At 67.6% G+C, this 15,859-nt stretch carries 15 protein-coding genes and 1 tRNA gene; 6 read left to right on the forward strand and 10 right to left on the reverse strand.

Annotation, left to right across the window (positions count from 1 at the left end; genetic code table 11):
• Positions 1–257: 257 nt before the first annotated feature.
• Together AC5Y4H_RS04080 and AC5Y4H_RS04085 are read right to left on the reverse strand one after the other, a co-directional pair.
• Positions 258–1,382 (reverse strand): M42 family metallopeptidase, encoded by a 1,125-nt coding sequence (locus tag AC5Y4H_RS04080; RefSeq protein ID WP_499978782.1) that lies wholly within the window; start codon positions 1,380–1,382, stop codon positions 258–260.
• Between the two features lie 62 nt (positions 1,383–1,444).
• Positions 1,445–2,644: an aromatic ring-hydroxylating oxygenase subunit alpha gene (locus tag AC5Y4H_RS04085; protein WP_499978785.1), complete on the reverse strand. Its 1,200-nt coding sequence runs from the start codon at positions 2,642–2,644 to the stop codon at positions 1,445–1,447.
• Between the two features lie 58 nt (positions 2,645–2,702).
• Here AC5Y4H_RS04085 and AC5Y4H_RS04090 point away from each other — a divergent pair, with 58 nt between their 5' ends.
• Positions 2,703–3,311: a TetR/AcrR family transcriptional regulator gene (locus AC5Y4H_RS04090; RefSeq protein ID WP_499979154.1), complete on the forward strand. Its 609-nt coding sequence runs from the start codon at positions 2,703–2,705 to the stop codon at positions 3,309–3,311.
• A 4-nt stretch (positions 3,312–3,315) separates the two neighbouring features.
• Here AC5Y4H_RS04090 and AC5Y4H_RS04095 read toward each other — a convergent pair whose 3' ends face one another.
• A complete protein-coding gene (locus AC5Y4H_RS04095; RefSeq protein WP_499979157.1) occupies positions 3,316–5,109 on the reverse strand; it encodes a CocE/NonD family hydrolase in 1,794 nt (597 codons plus the stop codon).
• A gap of 410 nt (positions 5,110–5,519) precedes the next feature.
• Here AC5Y4H_RS04095 and AC5Y4H_RS04100 point away from each other — a divergent pair, with 410 nt between their 5' ends.
• Positions 5,520–6,329 (forward strand): DUF1906 domain-containing protein, encoded by an 810-nt coding sequence (locus AC5Y4H_RS04100; protein ID WP_499978788.1) that lies wholly within the window; start codon positions 5,520–5,522, stop codon positions 6,327–6,329.
• A gap of 554 nt (positions 6,330–6,883) precedes the next feature.
• On the opposite strand, the gene AC5Y4H_RS04105 is transcribed toward AC5Y4H_RS04100, so the two are convergent.
• From AC5Y4H_RS04105 to AC5Y4H_RS04125, 5 genes are all read right to left on the reverse strand, one after another.
• Positions 6,884–6,956: transfer RNA gene (locus AC5Y4H_RS04105), tRNA-Ala, on the reverse strand.
• A 50-nt stretch (positions 6,957–7,006) separates the two neighbouring features.
• Positions 7,007–8,074 carry a divisome protein SepX/GlpR gene (sepX, locus tag AC5Y4H_RS04110; protein ID WP_499978789.1) on the reverse strand — a complete coding sequence of 356 codons (1,068 nt, stop codon included), beginning with the start codon at positions 8,072–8,074 and terminating at the stop codon, positions 7,007–7,009.
• A gap of 224 nt (positions 8,075–8,298) precedes the next feature.
• Positions 8,299–8,952, reverse strand: coding sequence for a GNAT family N-acetyltransferase (locus tag AC5Y4H_RS04115; protein WP_499978790.1), 654 nt, complete (start codon positions 8,950–8,952; stop codon positions 8,299–8,301).
• Positions 8,953–8,972: 20 nt separating this feature from the next.
• The gene (glp, locus tag AC5Y4H_RS04120) at positions 8,973–10,262 is read right to left on the reverse strand and encodes a molybdotransferase-like divisome protein Glp (protein WP_499978791.1); all 1,290 of its coding nucleotides are present in this window, start codon (positions 10,260–10,262) and stop codon (positions 8,973–8,975) included.
• Positions 10,263–10,403: 141 nt separating this feature from the next.
• Positions 10,404–11,312 carry a UTP--glucose-1-phosphate uridylyltransferase gene (locus AC5Y4H_RS04125; RefSeq protein WP_499978793.1) on the reverse strand — a complete coding sequence of 303 codons (909 nt, stop codon included), beginning with the start codon at positions 11,310–11,312 and terminating at the stop codon, positions 10,404–10,406.
• A 76-nt stretch (positions 11,313–11,388) separates the two neighbouring features.
• Between AC5Y4H_RS04125 and AC5Y4H_RS04130 the strand changes: the two genes are divergently transcribed.
• The 4 genes from AC5Y4H_RS04130 to mscL all read left to right on the forward strand — a co-directional run bounded on the left by AC5Y4H_RS04130 (position 11,389) and on the right by mscL (position 13,697).
• Positions 11,389–11,988, forward strand: a complete 600-nt coding sequence (locus AC5Y4H_RS04130; protein WP_499978795.1) for a 5-formyltetrahydrofolate cyclo-ligase — start codon at positions 11,389–11,391, stop codon at positions 11,986–11,988.
• A gap of 87 nt (positions 11,989–12,075) precedes the next feature.
• Positions 12,076–12,426: an FmdB family zinc ribbon protein gene (locus AC5Y4H_RS04135; RefSeq protein WP_499978796.1), complete on the forward strand. Its 351-nt coding sequence runs from the start codon at positions 12,076–12,078 to the stop codon at positions 12,424–12,426.
• A gap of 64 nt (positions 12,427–12,490) precedes the next feature.
• Positions 12,491–13,171: an SAF domain-containing protein gene (locus AC5Y4H_RS04140; protein ID WP_499978797.1), complete on the forward strand. Its 681-nt coding sequence runs from the start codon at positions 12,491–12,493 to the stop codon at positions 13,169–13,171.
• A gap of 67 nt (positions 13,172–13,238) precedes the next feature.
• Positions 13,239–13,697, forward strand: a complete 459-nt coding sequence (gene mscL, locus AC5Y4H_RS04145) for a large-conductance mechanosensitive channel protein MscL (protein WP_499978798.1) — start codon at positions 13,239–13,241, stop codon at positions 13,695–13,697.
• Positions 13,698–13,739: 42 nt separating this feature from the next.
• Here the strand turns inward: mscL and AC5Y4H_RS04150 are convergent, their stop codons facing one another.
• Both AC5Y4H_RS04150 and AC5Y4H_RS04155 read right to left on the reverse strand, forming a co-directional pair.
• Positions 13,740–14,237, reverse strand: coding sequence for a MogA/MoaB family molybdenum cofactor biosynthesis protein (locus AC5Y4H_RS04150; protein WP_499978799.1), 498 nt, complete (start codon positions 14,235–14,237; stop codon positions 13,740–13,742).
• Positions 14,238–14,296: 59 nt separating this feature from the next.
• Positions 14,297–15,808 (reverse strand): S1C family serine protease, encoded by a 1,512-nt coding sequence (locus AC5Y4H_RS04155; RefSeq protein WP_499978800.1) that lies wholly within the window; start codon positions 15,806–15,808, stop codon positions 14,297–14,299.
• Between the last annotated feature and the right edge of the window lie 51 nt (positions 15,809–15,859).

Genomic DNA, 15,859 nt, shown 5'->3' on the forward strand with positions numbered 1-15,859 from the left:
GCGCGCCGGTCAGTCCGGCCACCGCTATAGACCGCCGCCCGCAGCATCGCGATACCGCTCTGCGCGTCGCGGTGATGCCATGACCTGCCCGCCTGCTTGCCGTCGTCTGCCGCGCCGGGCCGAACCCCCCGGGATGCGGTCGGATGTTGCCAGGTTATGAGCACGGTCGCGGCTCGGGCAAGGATGCGCGGGTGACTTGTGCAATCGGGGCGGTCCACTTGCAAGCAGCTGCGCACTTCGCGGCGCGGAACATGGCGTCAGGCGATCTTTTGACTCCGCTCCCGAACGAAATCAACGATGATCGCTGCCATGTCGTCGAGCGCACGGCGGGCGATGACCTCGTACCCGTGGGTGCTCAGCGTGGGCAGGCACAGTAGGCCGGCGCGCGCGGTCAGGCCGTAGGCCTTGGCGTGCGAGGCGTCGGATTCGAAGGCGCCCAGCGCGGCCGGCTGCGGCGATAGCTCCAGGTCGGTCGCGATTTTCAGCAGCCGGTCGGCAACCTCTTTGTCGTAGACGCAGAGGGCGTCGCTGTAGCCGATGATCGGGCCGCCGGTGACGCTGGTGTTGTATTCGCGTTCGGTGGGGCCGACCTCGAGGGCCAGGGTGAGGTCGCCGGGCAGGTGGGCACTGGCGTAGGTGCCCCCCACCCCGCCGATCTCCTCATTGGTGGTGAACACGACGTAGACATCGTCGGCGGGTCGTTGCCCACGCTCGTGCAGCAGACGTGCCGCTCGCAGCAGGGCGGTCATCGCGGCACGGTCGTCGAGGAAGTAGGCGCCGACGTAATCTCCCATCTCGACCAGATCCCGCTTGCTGCGCTCCACGCACACCCGCGTGCCCGCATGCACTCCGGCGTCGGCCAGTTCAGCGGCGCTGCGCCCGGTGAAGACGTACACGTGCTGCCAGTCCAGCGCTTTGTCACCCTGATCGGGTTTGGTCTCCCAGATCCGCGGGCTCTCGATGGTGGTGTGCTCGGAGCCGAGAGTCAGTACGGCGGTGAGAGTTTCGTTGTCACCGAGCACCGCGACCGGGCCCAGGCCGAAGTTGCCCGGGTACATGACTCCCAGCTGCGTCAAATGCAGTGTGCCGTCGAGTTCTACGCGCTTGACGATCATCGATATTTCGTCCATGTGCGCCATGACCCGCGTTGCGGTACCGGGTTCAGACGTCGTGCGGCGGCGGTGGTTGTGTGCTCCGGCATCGGCGGCCGCGGGGTCGGCAGCGATGTATCCGATCAAGTTTCCGGCGTCGTCGGTCCACATGTCATCGACGACAGGTTCCAGTTCGCGGGCACACACCGCGCGCACCGCGTCCTCCTGGCCGGGCGGGCCATAGGTCCCGACGAGTTCTTGCAGCAGGTCGTCGGTGGAGTCGTGCGCCATGAAGTCCTCTCTTCATCGGTTTCAGAGGATCAGTACCCGCGTTGGCGTGGGGCTACCCAACGTTAGGCGAGCGCGACGCCCAGTTCCCGGGCGAACACCTTGATCATGTGCTGGACGGCGATTTCGTTGCGTCCGATGATCATGTGGTCGTGCTGACCGTGCCGGACGCCCTCGCCGCACTGGGGCAACATGGCGAAGTCCTCGTCGCGCACGGCCGCGTGCACCCCTTCGTAGACCGCGTCGTAGGCCGCTCTCATCTCGTCGGTGGTGGCCGGGGTGCGGCCCATCCAACTGTGGCGGACCGTGCAGCGGGTGGGCTCACCGGCAGGCAACATGTCGATGATCTCCACCCCCACCGGGCTGTTGGCGAGGATGAGATTGGGATACACCCAATAGATCACCCCCATGTTCGCTGAGGGGTCGAGCGACGCCGCGGGGTCCGCTTCTGCATTAGTGATCCAGGTGAATGGAAACCCGATGCGGTGGTGCCTGCCGAACTCGTCGTAAACCATGGTGTTGGCCAGGGTGTTCTGCCCAATGAGGCTCTCGCCGTGCACGTAGGGGAAGTGGTATCCCTCGGCGAAGGCTTCCAGGGCGCCCTTCCACGACACGTCGGAGGTGAATTCGCGCTGCGTGTGGTAGCCGTAGGACTCGTAGTTCCACAGCGCCAGTTCGGTGCCGAAGTCTCCGAGGTGCGCGTCGAGGTCGATGGTCGCGCCGGCGGTCAGCACCGCCCAGATGAAACCGTGCCGCTCCTCGGAGGGCAGTTCCACCAGGCCGTAATCCTTGGGGTCGACCGAATCGAAGCCGGCCCTGCCGGGGATGGTGAACAGTTCGCCGGTATTGCGGTATGTCCAGGCGTGGTACGGGCAGACGAACCGCGAGGCGTTGCCCGAGCCGCAGGCCGGCATCGCGCCGCGGTGCCGGCAATAGTTGAGCAAAACGTGGCTGGTGCCGGACCGGTCGCGCGTGACGAGCAGCGAATCGCCCAGCACCGAACGGACCACATAGTCGTTGATGTTCGGCACCTGCGCCGACGGGACGATGGCCAGCGGCACCCTGCGCAGGATCTGCGATTCCTCGATCTCGGTGAGCTTGGGGTCCCGGTAGTAGTGCAATGGCACCCGCAATTCTCGCTCGGCCAGGTCGGTCGTCTTGGCCAGGGCGTGGCGCAGGCCCCGCAACGTCAGCGTCTCGTCGGTCCCGCTCACCGGTTTGTCGATCGTCGTCACCGCGGTCTCCTTCTCCTTTTGGGGGACCATACAATCAATACTGTTTGTATTGTCAAGGCCGGTGCCCCGCGTGTGCGACGATCACGCCATGCGCCGGCACGGCTGGTCGGGCGACATCCCGGCCGACGACGACGAGGCGGTCGCGCGCATCCTGACCGCGGCGCGCAGCGCCATCGACGCGCGCGGGACAGTGAGCGTCTCCGAGGTCGCGTCTACGCTCGGCGTGACGCGGCAGACGATTTACCGGTACTTCCCCACCCACGAGGCACTGTTGGGTGCTACGGCCCTGTCGTCAGTGGACGGATTCCTGGATCGGCTTGCGGCGCAACTGGGTTCGATCACCGACCCGACCGACGCGGTGGTTGAGGGTATCGCCTACACCTTTGAGGAACTCGCGCACGACAAGTACCTGAGCCTGGTGTTCCAGCCCGGCAAGGCCAGCGCGTTCACCGCGGGTGTCACGTCCGACATCGCCATCTCGTTCGGCCGGTCGATCCTGCAGCGATTCGACATCGATTGGGGCGCAGCGGGATTCGCTGAGCGCAGGCTCGGCGAACTGGTCGAGATCATGCTGCGCACCCTACAGTCGCTCATCGTCGACCCGGGCCGTCCACCGCGCACCGGACGCGAGCTGCGACGGTTCCTGGAAGACTGGATCGCGCCGTCGGTGCGGGCCCACGCCGCGGTCGACCGCTGATTCGTCAGCCCACGTCGTCCGGGTCCGCCAAGGAGATGACGATTTGCGACGGCGTCGGTCCGCCCTGGTGCAATTGGTAGTGCCCGCCGGCCAGCGCTTGGCGGGCCGGCTTGCTGGGCACCAGATGCGGAAAGTCATAGGTGGTGATGGTCAGGCGCAGTCGGTGGCCCGCGGCGATCAACGCGGCTGTCGGAAAGATCTCCACGTCGTAGCGGGTCACCTCCCCCGGCACGACCGGCTGGGCGGCCGATCGGGTGCTGAGGTGCTGCGGCCGCAACACGGTGCCGTCGGGCAGGTACCACGTGCGGTCGTGGTCCAGCTTCCGGTGCGAACCCAGCAGCGCGCCCTGGGTCAGCGGGCGGCTGGCGCCGTTGGGGTCGACCGCGTCGAGGTGGGCGACCCACACGGTCTCGGTGGTGTTGGCCGTGGCGTGGATGGTCAGCGCGATCGGCCCTACCACCAGCTTCGCCTCGCCGAACGGCTCGGTGGTGAAGGTCAGCGCGCCGCGCTGCAGGCGGCGGTTGTCCTGGTCGTAGCGGATGCTGCGGCCGCGCTGGGAGAACATGAAGCTGTTCAAGCCCAGCGACCACTGCTCCAGGCTGCGACCGGACGCAGGCCCGCGCGCCACGTAGGTCAGTGGCGCCATGGTGGTCTCCAACGGGACTTCCGAAGTCAGCCGGCCCGGGTCGGACAGGTAGAAGCGGGTGGGCGTCGCCTCGGCGAGCGGATAGTTGTCGGCGCGATACCACTGTGAGCTTCCGATCGCCTGAAACGTCAACGGCTTTCCGCCGATTGCCGCCTCGGCGTCGCCTTTGAGCCAGTGGTCGAACCAGCGCAACTGCAGCGCCTGCAGGTGCAGTCCGCCGTGGTTCGACACGTGATACCACGGACCCATCATCAATCGGATCCGATCCGACACCGGCTGGCCGGGTTCCATCGGTGCGTCGTCCGGACGGCCGGCGGCCGCGTTCTGCAGCGCCGCGTAGTTCAGCGGCGCCCCGCGTTGGAACGCGTCGTGCCACCCGCCGACGAGAAAGGTCGCCACGCCGTTGGCGGCGATTCGCGAGAGCACCAGCCCCGGGCTCATCGCATCCCAAAACGGGCCGTCATACGCGGTTTCGCCGCCGGCGACAACCTCGGCGATCAGGGGCCGGAAGTAGCGCCGCTGGTCGCGTCCGCGCTGGCGCACCGCGGCGAGGCCGCCGGAGCGCGGACGCGCATGACCCCCACGGGCGAGCCACTCCAGCGTCGGGTTGACCACATTGAGCAGCGTGTAGACGGACCCGTAGCCGCGGACCGCGTGCAGGTGCGGGACGCCGCCCATGGTGGCCGCGTCCCGGTAGAAATCGCGGGCCGCCATCACCGGAAAGATCGCTTTGAGCGGCGAGTCCGGGCCTACGGCCGCCGCGGTGAAAAGCTGGTTGATCGCTAGGTAGGACAGCCCCACCATGCCAACCCGACCGTTGCCGTTGGGCAGCGTGGACGCCCACCGCACCAACTCCACTCCGTCCTGCGTCTGCCGTTCGCCGCACATCTCGAACGAACCGCCCGAGGATCCGGTACCGCGGACGTCGACCATCACCTCGATATAGCCGCGTTTGATGAGGTAAGGAGCCGCGCCGCCGCCGATCTGCGCGGCCGGCGGGGGTGCCTTCTTGCCGTAGGGCGTGATCGAGAGCAGCACAGGAAACGGACCCGCAGCGGGCTGGCCGGTCTCGGGCACGGTCGGGTAATGGATATCGGCCCGTAGGTCGACCCCGTCCGTCATCGGCACCGCGACGTTGTGACGCACTCCCACGCCGTACGTCGCCGGGGGCGGCGTCCACTCCGGCGTGAACGGGGACGGACTGGTCTCGCGCACGCGTCGCCTCCCGGGCGCGCGCCTCAAACGCCGAATGGCTGTCCCAACGTTTTCACCACGGTCGAAAGACGATCGAGTTTCCGTCCATCTCGCCATCGGCAATTCCCCCTGAGGCTCGCGGCTGCACTGCCGCGAATTACTCCAAGAACTTAGAGCAACCATCCCCGCGGGACTTAGGGGCATCGCGAACGGCATCGCCCCCTCGCGTACTGGGCAATCAAGGCCGCGCCCATCGCCTTCGACGGCTGACGGCCGTTGACTCAGGCCGGTGAACCGTAAAGACCGATTTGATATCGACTACTGCGCGCTACTTCTGTTCACAAAGTCCACATATTTAACATCACGCGATGCAGGACTTGTCGGGAAATGTGCGCCTCCCGCGATCACGCGCTATTTCCCGGCGCGACGCAATGCGATACGCCATCGCTATGTCTGCGCTGCCAGGGTTGTATGCGGCATCGGCAAATATCACCGTCCCTGCGTCGGCTGCCGCCACTCCCAAACTGATCGACTTCGCCATGCGCCAGGTTTCTGCGGAGCAAATTCGAGCCGCTGGCTATTCCGGCGTCATCAACTACGTGTCGCTATCGCGTCCCGGTTCGTCCATGGGCGCAAAGCCGATCACCCGGCCTTACGCAGAGCAGTTGACCGCAGCCGGGCTGATGATCGTCAGCAATTACCAATACGGCAAGCCGGGCGGGACAGCACCATCGGATTTCAAACGCGGGTTCGAGGGCGGCGTCGCCGATGCTCGCACCGCCTGGACGCTCCATAGCGCGGCGGGTGGCGGTCAGAGTGCCCCGATTTTCTTCAGCGTCGACGAGGACATAAACCACGACACCTGGACCAATTTGGCACTCAAGTGGTTTCGCGGAATCAATTCGGTCCTGGGCGTCCAGCGCACCGGCGTCTACGGTGGTATCGATGTGTGCCGATGGGCCGCCGCGGACGGCGTTATCGGCAATTCGCGCACCCCGGGCCACCGGTGGGCCTGGCAGACGCGGTCCTGGTCCCGCGGCCAGATCGAGCCCGCCGCGGTTCTCTACCAACGCGTGGTGAGTACGGCGTCGAACCCTGGACCAGTCGTCGGAGGACTCGAAGTCGACGTCAACGACGTCCTTGCCGCGGACTGCGGTCAGTGGAACCTGCACTCCTGAGCGCCGATGACTGCGACCTCGGTCAGGAAGCAGCTCCCCCGAGCAGGCGTACTCGGGCCGCTGCGACGACTGCCTCGGCTTCCGCGATTACTGCTTCTGCCTGCGCTGCCCTGGCTTCGATCGCGGCTTCTGCCGTTTCGGCCTCTGCCGCTTCTGCCTCTGCAGCCCCGGCGCGGCAAGCCGCGTTTCCGCGTGTCACGGCCAGTGCACAAGCCAACGCCCCGGCGCAGGCTACGACGGACACCACCGGCCCCGCTGCGGCGGTGACGATGAACGCAAAGGAAAAGCTCAAAGCAGCGAGCCGAAAAAGCCTTCTCACCATCATGGACGTTAAGTCGGCTGATATCGCATTTACGTTACCCGGGACCCGCAGGAGATCGGGCCTTCGCGACCATGCGCAGACCGGCTTCCCGGTGCTGGCGTGGGCCGCTGCATCTCCGGTTTTCCCATGCGTGCCTAAAGCGTCGCGCCTGCCTTGCGCACCCGTCGTGACCGAATACGTCGAACGCCGATCAGCTGCGGTCAGATAATGCTTCTAGCTGTATGGATCTTTGTGGAGCTAAGGGGAATCGAACCCCTGACCTACTCGATGCGAACGAGTCGCGCTACCAACTGCGCCATAGCCCCTGACCGCTAGCAGGCTACCAGCCGCGGAACCAACCGCCGAACTGCGAGCGCTATTCGCCGACGGCGCGCGGCAAGTCCCGGGGCCAACCGAAGGTCCGCATCGCCATGGCGTAATCCAGGTGCTCGAAGACGGGATCCTCGTCGTCGATTTCCAGGACGACCGCGCCGGGGCGGCGCAGCCGCGACGGGATCACGTCGTAGTCGCGGTCGTAGGCGTTTTCCACGCCGAGTCGCGCCCGCGCCATCCGCTTCATCCGGCGGTGACGCACCTTCTCCTCGATGCGGGTCTGGCGGCGTAGGTAACCCAGGTAGAGCAGGGTGATCGCGGTGGCGGTGCCGCACACCCACCAGGCGGTCGGCGAGACCTTGAAGGCCGTGGTGGCCGAGCCGATCAGGACGAGCGCCATCGCGATCAGGACCTTCTTGCGGAAGGCGTACTTGCGGGCGCTTACCGCGGCGGCGGTCTTCGTGTCGAACCGGCGCCGCCGCGAGGCGTTGCGTGGCATCGGCGCCGCCGCCTCCTCGTCGGCGTCGTCACCCTTGGCCGCGGGCTCCAAACCGGATGAGTCTTCGACGTACTCGTAGCTGTCCTCGTCCTTGTCCTCGTCCTCGTGTTTGGCGACGGCCTCGGTGTCGACCTCTTCTTCCTCGATGGGCTCGATGTCGGCCGTATCCGCCTCGGCCGCAGCATCGACACCCGCTGGGAGTACGTGGGAGTCCTCGACGACGTCGACATCGAGGTAGTCGGGTTCGGTGGCCTCGGCGACGGCCATTCGCATCACGACCGGCCGCCGGCGGCTCAGCTCGTCGGTGTCGGCGTCGTCGTCCACCTCGTGGTCGCGGTCTTCACCCTCGGAGAGTTCGTCGCGCTCCTCGTCGAGATCGGCGTCGGCCGACTCTTGCGGCGGCGTCCAGTCGGGGTCGCTGCGATGCCCGGCCGCCGGACCGCTGCGCTTGATCAGCCGCGAGTTGCCCCCGCCGTTGAGGACCCGGGTCGCCAGCGCGACGTCGCTGGTGCGGCGCACCGCGTCGCGTTTGCTCACCAGCATCGGCACCAAGACGAACAGCCATAGCACCACGAGCGATATCCACAACAGTGACTGCGGGATACTTGGCATGCTGACCTGCTCTCTTCGGTGTCCATCCCCCGCGAAGCCGTCTGTGGCCAACGCGGCCGGGTCGTACCGACCAGGACAATTACACACCTGTAATTTGCCTCTCACAAGCACCACGAGTCACTCGTGTCGCGTCAGTCCCAGCACGGCAACGATTTGGACTCCCCGGCGAAGCCGCGAAAGCCTCCGGATGGGACGGCCAAGCCCGGGCCTCTCGGCGAAGGCGATTACACCCAGCTGGCGTTACCGGCTCGGACCAGCGTCGATGCCACCGATCCGCTCACCTCTTCGGCGGTGATGGCCATCAGCAGATGATCCCGCCATGACCTGTCGACTTCCAGGTAGCGCTGCAACAGGCCTTCCTGGCGGAAACCGACTTTCGCCAGCACGGCACGGCTCGCGGCGTTTTCCGGGCGCACGGTGGCCTCGACCCGATGCAACATCACCGGCCCGAAGCAGTGATCCAGTCCCAGCGCCAAGGCCGCGGTGGCCACGCCTCCGCCGGTGGCCGACTGCGGCACCCAGTAGCCGATCCAGGCCGAACGCAGCGCGCCGTGGGTGACGTTGCCGATGGTCAGCTGGCCACAGAACCGGCCGTCGAGTTCGATGACGTAGGGCAGCATCCGCCCCTGCCGCGCCTCGGCACGCAGACCAGAACACAAGGCCGGCCAGGCCGCCACCGCATGGCGAGTCGTCCAATCGCCCTCGGAACTGGGCTCCCACGGTTCCAGATGCGCACGATCGGCCAGGCGGATCCGGCTCCACTGCGCGCCATCGCGCAGCCGCACCGCCCGCAACCGGACAACGCCGGCCGGCACCCGCAGCGGCCCGACGCTCATGGGCCAACCTGGATGACGGGAATTGGAGCGCAACAGGTTCACCGGGTATGCAGTCGATTCGCTCAGCCGCGCTGAGCCAGAAAGGCTACGTCGACGATTTCGCCGGTGCGGATCTGTTCGGCGCCGCTGGGCACCACGACCAGACAGTTCGCTTCGGCGAGGGTGGCCAGCAGATGCGACGACGCACCGGGACCGCCACCGAGCGCCTGCACCAGATACTCGCCGCTGTCCTGGTCGCGCATCAGCTGACCGCGCAGGAAGCCCTTGCGCCCGGCCACCGACGTGATGGGCGACAGCGTGCGCGCCTGCACGATGCGGCGCATCGGCTGCCGTTTGCCCAGCGACAAGCGAATCAACGGGCGCACCATCACCTCGAAAACTACGAGCGCGCTCACGGGATTGGCCGGCAACAGGAACGTCGGCACACCCTCGCGACCCAGCTGCCCAAACCCCTGGATGGACCCCGGATGCATCGCGACCCGCACGACCTCGAGCTCGCCGAGCTCGGCGAGCACCTGGCGCACCGCCTCGGCCGCGGCGCCCCCAACCGCACCGGCGATCACGATCACCTCCGCGCGATTGATCTGGCCCTCGACGATCTCGCGGAGCTCGCGGGGGCCGCCGCTGACGATGCCGACGCGGTTGACCTCTGCGCCGGCATCCCGGGCCGCGGCCGCCAGCGCGTAGGAGTTCACGTCGTAGACCTGCCCGTTGCCCGGAGTGCGCGAGATGTCGACCAGCTCACCGCCTAGCGCCATGATCGTCACGCGGGGCCGCGGGTGCACCAGTACCCGTTCGCGTCCAACCGCGGCCAGCAGCCCGACCTGCGCTGCGCCGATCACCGTCCCGGACCGTACCGCCACGTCACCGGGCTGGACGTCATCGCCGGCGCGGCGCACATAGGCGCCCGACGGGGCGCCCCGCAGAATCCGCACCCGCTGCGTCCCGCCATCGGTCCACCGCAAGGGCAGGACCGCGTCGGCCAGGGTCGGCAGAGGGGCCCCCGTCTGCACGCGCACGGCCTGGCGCGGCTGCAACCGGCTGGGGGTGCGCGATCCGGCCTCGACGGTGCCCATTACCGGCAGCACCAGGCCCTCGCGCGCGTCGCCCTCGCCGGAATCGCCGAACGGGCCGGGCAGACTTTCGCTGCCCACCTCGCCGACGCCGAGCACGTCGACGCTGCGTACCGCATAGCCGTCGATGGCGGCCTGATCGAAGCCGGGCATCGGGCGTTCGGTCACCACCTCCTCGGCGCACATCAGCCCCTGCGCCTCGGCGATCGCCACACGTATCGGCCGCGGCGCCACCGCGGCCGCCGTGATCCGGGCCTGCTGCTCTTCCACCGAACGCACAGCGCGCCTCTCTGCCCTCAAACCCGGCGGGCGCCGCGCATCGGGCGACCCGCTCACTGCGCAGGCGGGGCATCCCCGCCCGGGACCGCTACGCGTTCCGCCGGCCCGCCGTCGTCCGCCAGCCGGGTCAGCGCCCGGCTTCTACTCGGCCAGGCCCAATCGCGCCACCAACCACTGCCGCAAATCCGGGCCGTAGTCGTCACGATCCAATGCAAAGTCAACCGCAGCCTTGAGGTAGCCGCCAGGATTTCCCAAGTCGTGTCGAGATCCGCGATGCACGACCACGTGCACCGGGTGACCCTCCTCGATGAGCAGCGCGATGCCGTCGGTGAGCTGTACTTCGCCGCCGGCCCCGCGCTCGATGCGGCGCAAGGCGTCGAAGATGGCGCGGTCCAGCACATACCGCCCGGCCGCGGCGAACAGCGACGGGGCGTCTTCGGCCTTTGGCTTCTCGACCATGCCCTTGACCTCGAGCACGTCGGGATTGCCGTCGCCGGCAATCGGCTCGACATCGAAAACGCCGTAGGCGCTGACCTCTTCGGGTGTTACCTCGATGGCGCACAACACCGTGCCGCCGTAGTGCGCCCGCACCTTCGACATCGTCCCCAGCACGCCGGTGGGCAGCACCAGGTCGTCGGGCAGCAGCACCGCGATCGCGTGTTCGTCGTCGGCCAGCCGCGACTCCACACAACCGATCGCGTGCCCCAGGCCCAGCGGCTCACTCTGCACCACGGACTCGACCTTGATCAGCTGCGGCGCGCGCCGGACCTTGTCGAGCATCGCCGTCTTGCCGCGCTCCTCCAGCGTGCTTTCCAGCACCAGGTCTTCGACGAAGTGCGCGACGACGCCGTCCTTGCCCTCCGAGGTGATGATCACCAGCCGCTCGGCACCGGCCTCGGCCGCCTCGGCAGCCACCAGCTCTATGCCCGGCGTATCGACAACCGGCAACAACTCCTTGGGCACCGTTTTGGTCGCCGGCAAGAAGCGGGTACCGAGGCCCGCGGCGGGCACGACCGCAGTGCGTGGCACCACCACGTTTGGGCTTGACATTGTTCACACGATAACCCGCGTTCACGCTGCCGAGTCGATGTGGCGCGTCGAAAGACCGGGCTGTCATGGTTGACGCATGGCGACCACCGGCAAAGCCGCCTTGCGCGACCACCTGCTCGCCGCCCGGCGTCAGGTTGCCGACGACGTTCGCGCCGCAGAGGCCCGGCAGGTATGCGCGCAGCTGGAGGCTCTGGACAGCATGCTGACCAGCGGCGGCACCGTCTGCGCCTACGTGCCGGTGGGCACCGAGCCGGGGTCGATCGAGATGCTCGACATGTTGCTGCGCCGCGCCGGACGTGTCCTGCTGCCGGTTGCGCGCACGACCGCCGACGACACTCCGCTGCCGCTGTCCTGGGGCGAATACCGGCCGGGCACCCTGACCACCGGGCGGTGGGGGCTGCTCGAGCCGCCGCGGCCGTGGCTGCCCGCGACGGCGCTCGCGCAAGCCGGCGTCGTGCTGGTCCCGGCGCTGGCCGTCGACCGCCGCGGTGTCCGGCTCGGCCGCGGCCGGGGTTTCTACGACCGCTCGCTGGGAGCTCGGGACCCACGCACGCGGCTGATCGCGGTCGTCCGGGACGCCGAAGTGCTCGACGAATTACCGGCCGATCCGCACGACGTCCCCATGACCCACGCCCTCACACCGCGACAGGGATTGATCGATCTCGCTGGCCAATGACATTTCGGGAATGAGTCATGTCACGTGGCGGTTCTAGCACTTGAGACGCTAGAGTGCTAATCAGTTTGCAATCATCCGGAGGTTTTTGTGCCGACTTACAGCTATCAGTGCACCGAGTGCGACGATCGCTTCGACATCGTGCAAGCCTTCACCGACGACGCGCTCACCACGTGCAAACGCTGCGCCGGCCGGCTGCGCAAGCGCTTCAACTCCGTCGGCGTGGTGTTCAAGGGCAGCGGCTTCTACCGCACCGACAGCCGCGAGTCGGGCAAGAAACCGTCGAGTTCGAGCAACGGCTCCTCGACGAGCGACTCGGGATCGAGCAGCTCCGCATCCAGCGACAAGTCCGGCTCCGGCTCGAGCGAGAAGTCCAGCTCCAGCTCGAGCGACAAGTCGAGCAGCACCTCGTCGCCGTCGACGGCCGCCGCAACCAGCTGACGGTTATCCACACCGGCCTTGCCGGCCGTGCGCCCGAGTGCCGGGTTGCGCCTACCGTTGCGGCGTGGGCGAATCTTCGCTGAACCCAAGCCTATTGAACCGGCTGTCGCTGTGGCTGCGCCCGGACTGGACTCGCACCGTGGTCGCGCGTCGAGTCGTCGCGGGCGGCCTGGTCGTGCTGGCCGGGATCACGACGCTGCGCTCTCATCCCGCCGGTGACTACGCACAAGTCGTGGTGGCCGACCATGACCTCCGCCCCGGTGTCGGGTTGACTCCCGCCGATGTTCGGCTCGAAAAACGTTTGACTGCAACGGTTCCCGACGGGGCACGGGCCGACCTGGGCACGGTGGTGGGGTCGACGCTGGCCGGTCCGACACGACGCGGTGAGGTCATCACCGACGTCCGGTTGTTGGGAAGCCGGTTGGCGGAGGCCGCAATCGGGGCACAGGCGGGGCCGGGCGCCCGAATCGTGCCGCTGCATCTGGCCGATGGCGCCCTGATCGACCTCGTGCGGGTCGGTGACGTGGTCGACGTGCTGGCCGCGCCGGCCAGCGGCGCGCCGGACAACTCCCGCGCCACCCCCAAAGTGGTGGCCACCGACGCGGTGGTGGTGCTGGTATCGGCCAAAGAAAAGATTCAGGCTGCCGATAACGACCGCGTAGTGTTAGTTGCGCTGCCGGCTCGTGTGGCGAACGCGGTGGCAGGGTCGGCGCTGGGCCAGACTGTGACGCTCACCCTGCACTGAGTGACTGGCCGTTGTTGGTCTGCCAGCCGACAGCAAGCTCTGTCCAGTCCCAGAAAGGCGGTCTCCAATGCTCAAAGGGTTCAAGGAATTTCTGTCCCGGGGCAACATCATCGACCTGTCTACCGCGGTGGTCATCGGTACCGCTTTCACCGCACTCGTCACGACTTTCACCAACGCCATCATCAAGCCGTTGATCAACCGCATCGGCGTCAACCAAAAGTCCGACCTCGGCATCTTGCGGATCAGCATCGGCGGCGGTCAGACCATCGACCTGAACGAAGTCCTCTCGGCCGCCATCAACTTCGTGATCATCGCCGCGGTGGTCTACTTCCTGGTCGTGCTGCCGTACACCACACTGCGCAAACGCAATGAGGTGGAGCCGGCCGACGACGCACAGGTCGTCCTGCTCAAGGAGATCCGCGACCTGCTCGCACAGACGAACGGCGATTCGCCGGGCAAACACGGGAATGTGACCACGACGCCCCCGCCCGACTACGGACCCCGCGCCGAAGCCGAAAAGAAATAACTGACGCCTGGGTTGCGGCTTGGTCTGCAGCCGGCTTCGGCGCTAAATCTCCAGGCTCGACAGCTGCCCGATGATCTGGGCCGCCAGCGGGTTCAGCGTCGCCATCCCGTCGCGCACCGCATAGCGGGAGCCGGCCAGGTTGACCACCAGGGTGCTGCCGGATACCCCGGCCAGACCGCGTGACAATCCGGCGTCGATGATCCCCGCCGACAGTCCCGAACCGCGGATAGCCTCCGCGATGCCGAGGATTTCGCGGTCCAGGATCTCGCGGGTGGCCTCCGGGGTGACGTCGCGCGGCGTGACGCCCGTCCCGCCGACCGAGACGACCAGGTCGACCCCGCCGATCACCGCGGTGTTCAGCGCGTTGCGGATCTCGATCTCGTCAGCGGCGACCGCGACCACCCCGTCGACGACGAAGCCGGCCTCGGTCAGCAGTTCGGTTACCAGTGGACCGCTGTGGTCCTCGTCCCCATGAGCGGTGCGGTCGTCGACCACCACAACCAGAGCCCGGCCGACGACCAATTCCGCACCCGTTGCCATGGGTGCAACCGTATATCCGAGCTCAGACAATCCTGGCGCCGAGGGTTCGTCCACTCTCACTACTGATCCGCCTTTCCGAGGGTGACCGGCAACGTCCGACTGCCGCCACCAGCGGGATCCTGGAACGTCAGCGTGATCTTGTCGCCGGGTGCTTTGGACCGCACGGCCGCGACCAACGCGTCGGCGCTGTTGATCGGCCGGTCGTCGACCTTGGTGACTACCACGTTCTTGGGGACGCCCGCGGCCGCCGCGGCGCCGCCCGCGACGACGTCGACGACCTTGGCCCCGGGGGTGCCCTTGTCGTTCATCACCTGCACGCCGAGCGAGGCGTGTGACGCTTTGCCATTGGCGATCAGCTCATCGGCGATGCGCTTGGCCTGATCGACCGGGATCGCGAACCCAAGGCCGATCGAACCGCTCTGGGCGTCCGGCGAGTCGGCGCCCAGGGTGGCGATGGCCGAGTTGACGCCCACCAGCTGGCCGTTCATGTTGACCAGCGCGCCACCGGAGTTACCGGGGTTGATCGCGGCGTCGGTCTGGATGGCGTCCAGCACGGTGTTCTGATTGCCCGACTCGCCTGTGGTGGACACCGGCCGGTTCAGCGCGCTGACGATGCCGGTGGTCACCGTGCCCGACAGCCCCAACGGCGACCCGATCGCGACGACCGGCTGGCCGACGCGAAGGTCCGACGAGGAGCCCAACGAGATGGGTGTGAGCCCGGAGATGCCCTGGACGCGAATCACGGCGATATCGCTGGTCGGGTCCGCGCCGACCACCGTGAAGGGTGCGGTGCGACCGTCCGAGAAGGTCACCGTCGTCTTGGCCGTCGGGGCACCGGCACCGGCGCCGCCGGGGCCACCCGGTCCGCCGGGAGGCACGGGAGCCCCGGGCGGGCCTCCAGGCCCCTTGGGCGGACCCGCCGCGGCGGCGATCACGTGGTTGTTGGTCAGGATGAGCCCGTCGGTGGACAGGACGATGCCGGAGCCCTCTTCGGACGCCCGACCGATGTCGGTCTCGAGCATCACGACGCTGGGCACCACCTTGGAGGCGACTTGTTCGACGCTGCCGGGCGGCATGTTCGCGGCTGGAACGCTGGGCGCCGCCCCGATAACCCGACCGCCGCCGTTGCCCGTCGAGTGCGTGCCGAGCTCGACAGCGGTGGCCGCGGCACCGCCGATGCCGGCCGACACCACCGCGACGGCCAATGCGCCGACAACCAATAGGCCTGCGCGAGAACGCTTTTGGGGTTCCGGCGGGACGGGCATGCCGGGCGGCATGCCGGGAATCGGACCCGCGCCGGTGCCTCCCGGTATCGGGCCTACTCCGGTTCCCCCGGGAATCCGGCCCGGCCCGGTGTTACTGAAGGGTTCGTAGGGCGGACGGAACTGATTCGTCGGCGACGACGAGGCCTGCGACCGGTAGCGCCAGTCGTACTGCTGGTTGTACGGCTGCTGATGGCCCGGGGCATAACCCGGGGACCCCGCATGGCTCGGGACGGGCGCAGTCTGATTCGGCACGGGCGGGTAACCCGGCTGCTGCGGCGGTGGCGAATACCTCGGGTCATTCGTCATGTCGCTAAGTCGCTCTTCCTCTATCTCAGTGTTTCGGCAAGTCGACGGCTG

Source organism: Mycobacterium sp. NGS58, from assembly GCF_059812385.1.

Bases quoted from the DNA above. Each gene is read 5' to 3' on its own strand.
- AC5Y4H_RS04080 (WP_499978782.1), bottom strand. From the start codon at position 1,382: ATGGCGCACGACTCCACCGACGACCTGCTGCAAGAACTCGTCGGGACC.
- AC5Y4H_RS04085 (WP_499978785.1), bottom strand. From the start codon at position 2,644: ATGGTCCCCCAAAAGGAGAAGGAGACCGCGGTGACGACGATCGACAAA.
- AC5Y4H_RS04090 (WP_499979154.1), top strand. From the start codon at position 2,703: ATGCGCCGGCACGGCTGGTCGGGCGACATCCCGGCCGACGACGACGAG.
- AC5Y4H_RS04100 (WP_499978788.1), top strand. From the start codon at position 5,520: ATGCAGGACTTGTCGGGAAATGTGCGCCTCCCGCGATCACGCGCTATT.
- sepX (WP_499978789.1), bottom strand. From the start codon at position 8,074: ATGCCAAGTATCCCGCAGTCACTGTTGTGGATATCGCTCGTGGTGCTA.
- AC5Y4H_RS04125 (WP_499978793.1), bottom strand. From the start codon at position 11,312: ATGTCAAGCCCAAACGTGGTGGTGCCACGCACTGCGGTCGTGCCCGCC.
- AC5Y4H_RS04130 (WP_499978795.1), top strand. From the start codon at position 11,389: ATGGCGACCACCGGCAAAGCCGCCTTGCGCGACCACCTGCTCGCCGCC.
- mscL (WP_499978798.1), top strand. From the start codon at position 13,239: ATGCTCAAAGGGTTCAAGGAATTTCTGTCCCGGGGCAACATCATCGAC.
- AC5Y4H_RS04150 (WP_499978799.1), bottom strand. From the start codon at position 14,237: ATGGCAACGGGTGCGGAATTGGTCGTCGGCCGGGCTCTGGTTGTGGTG.
- AC5Y4H_RS04155 (WP_499978800.1), bottom strand. From the start codon at position 15,808: ATGACGAATGACCCGAGGTATTCGCCACCGCCGCAGCAGCCGGGTTAC.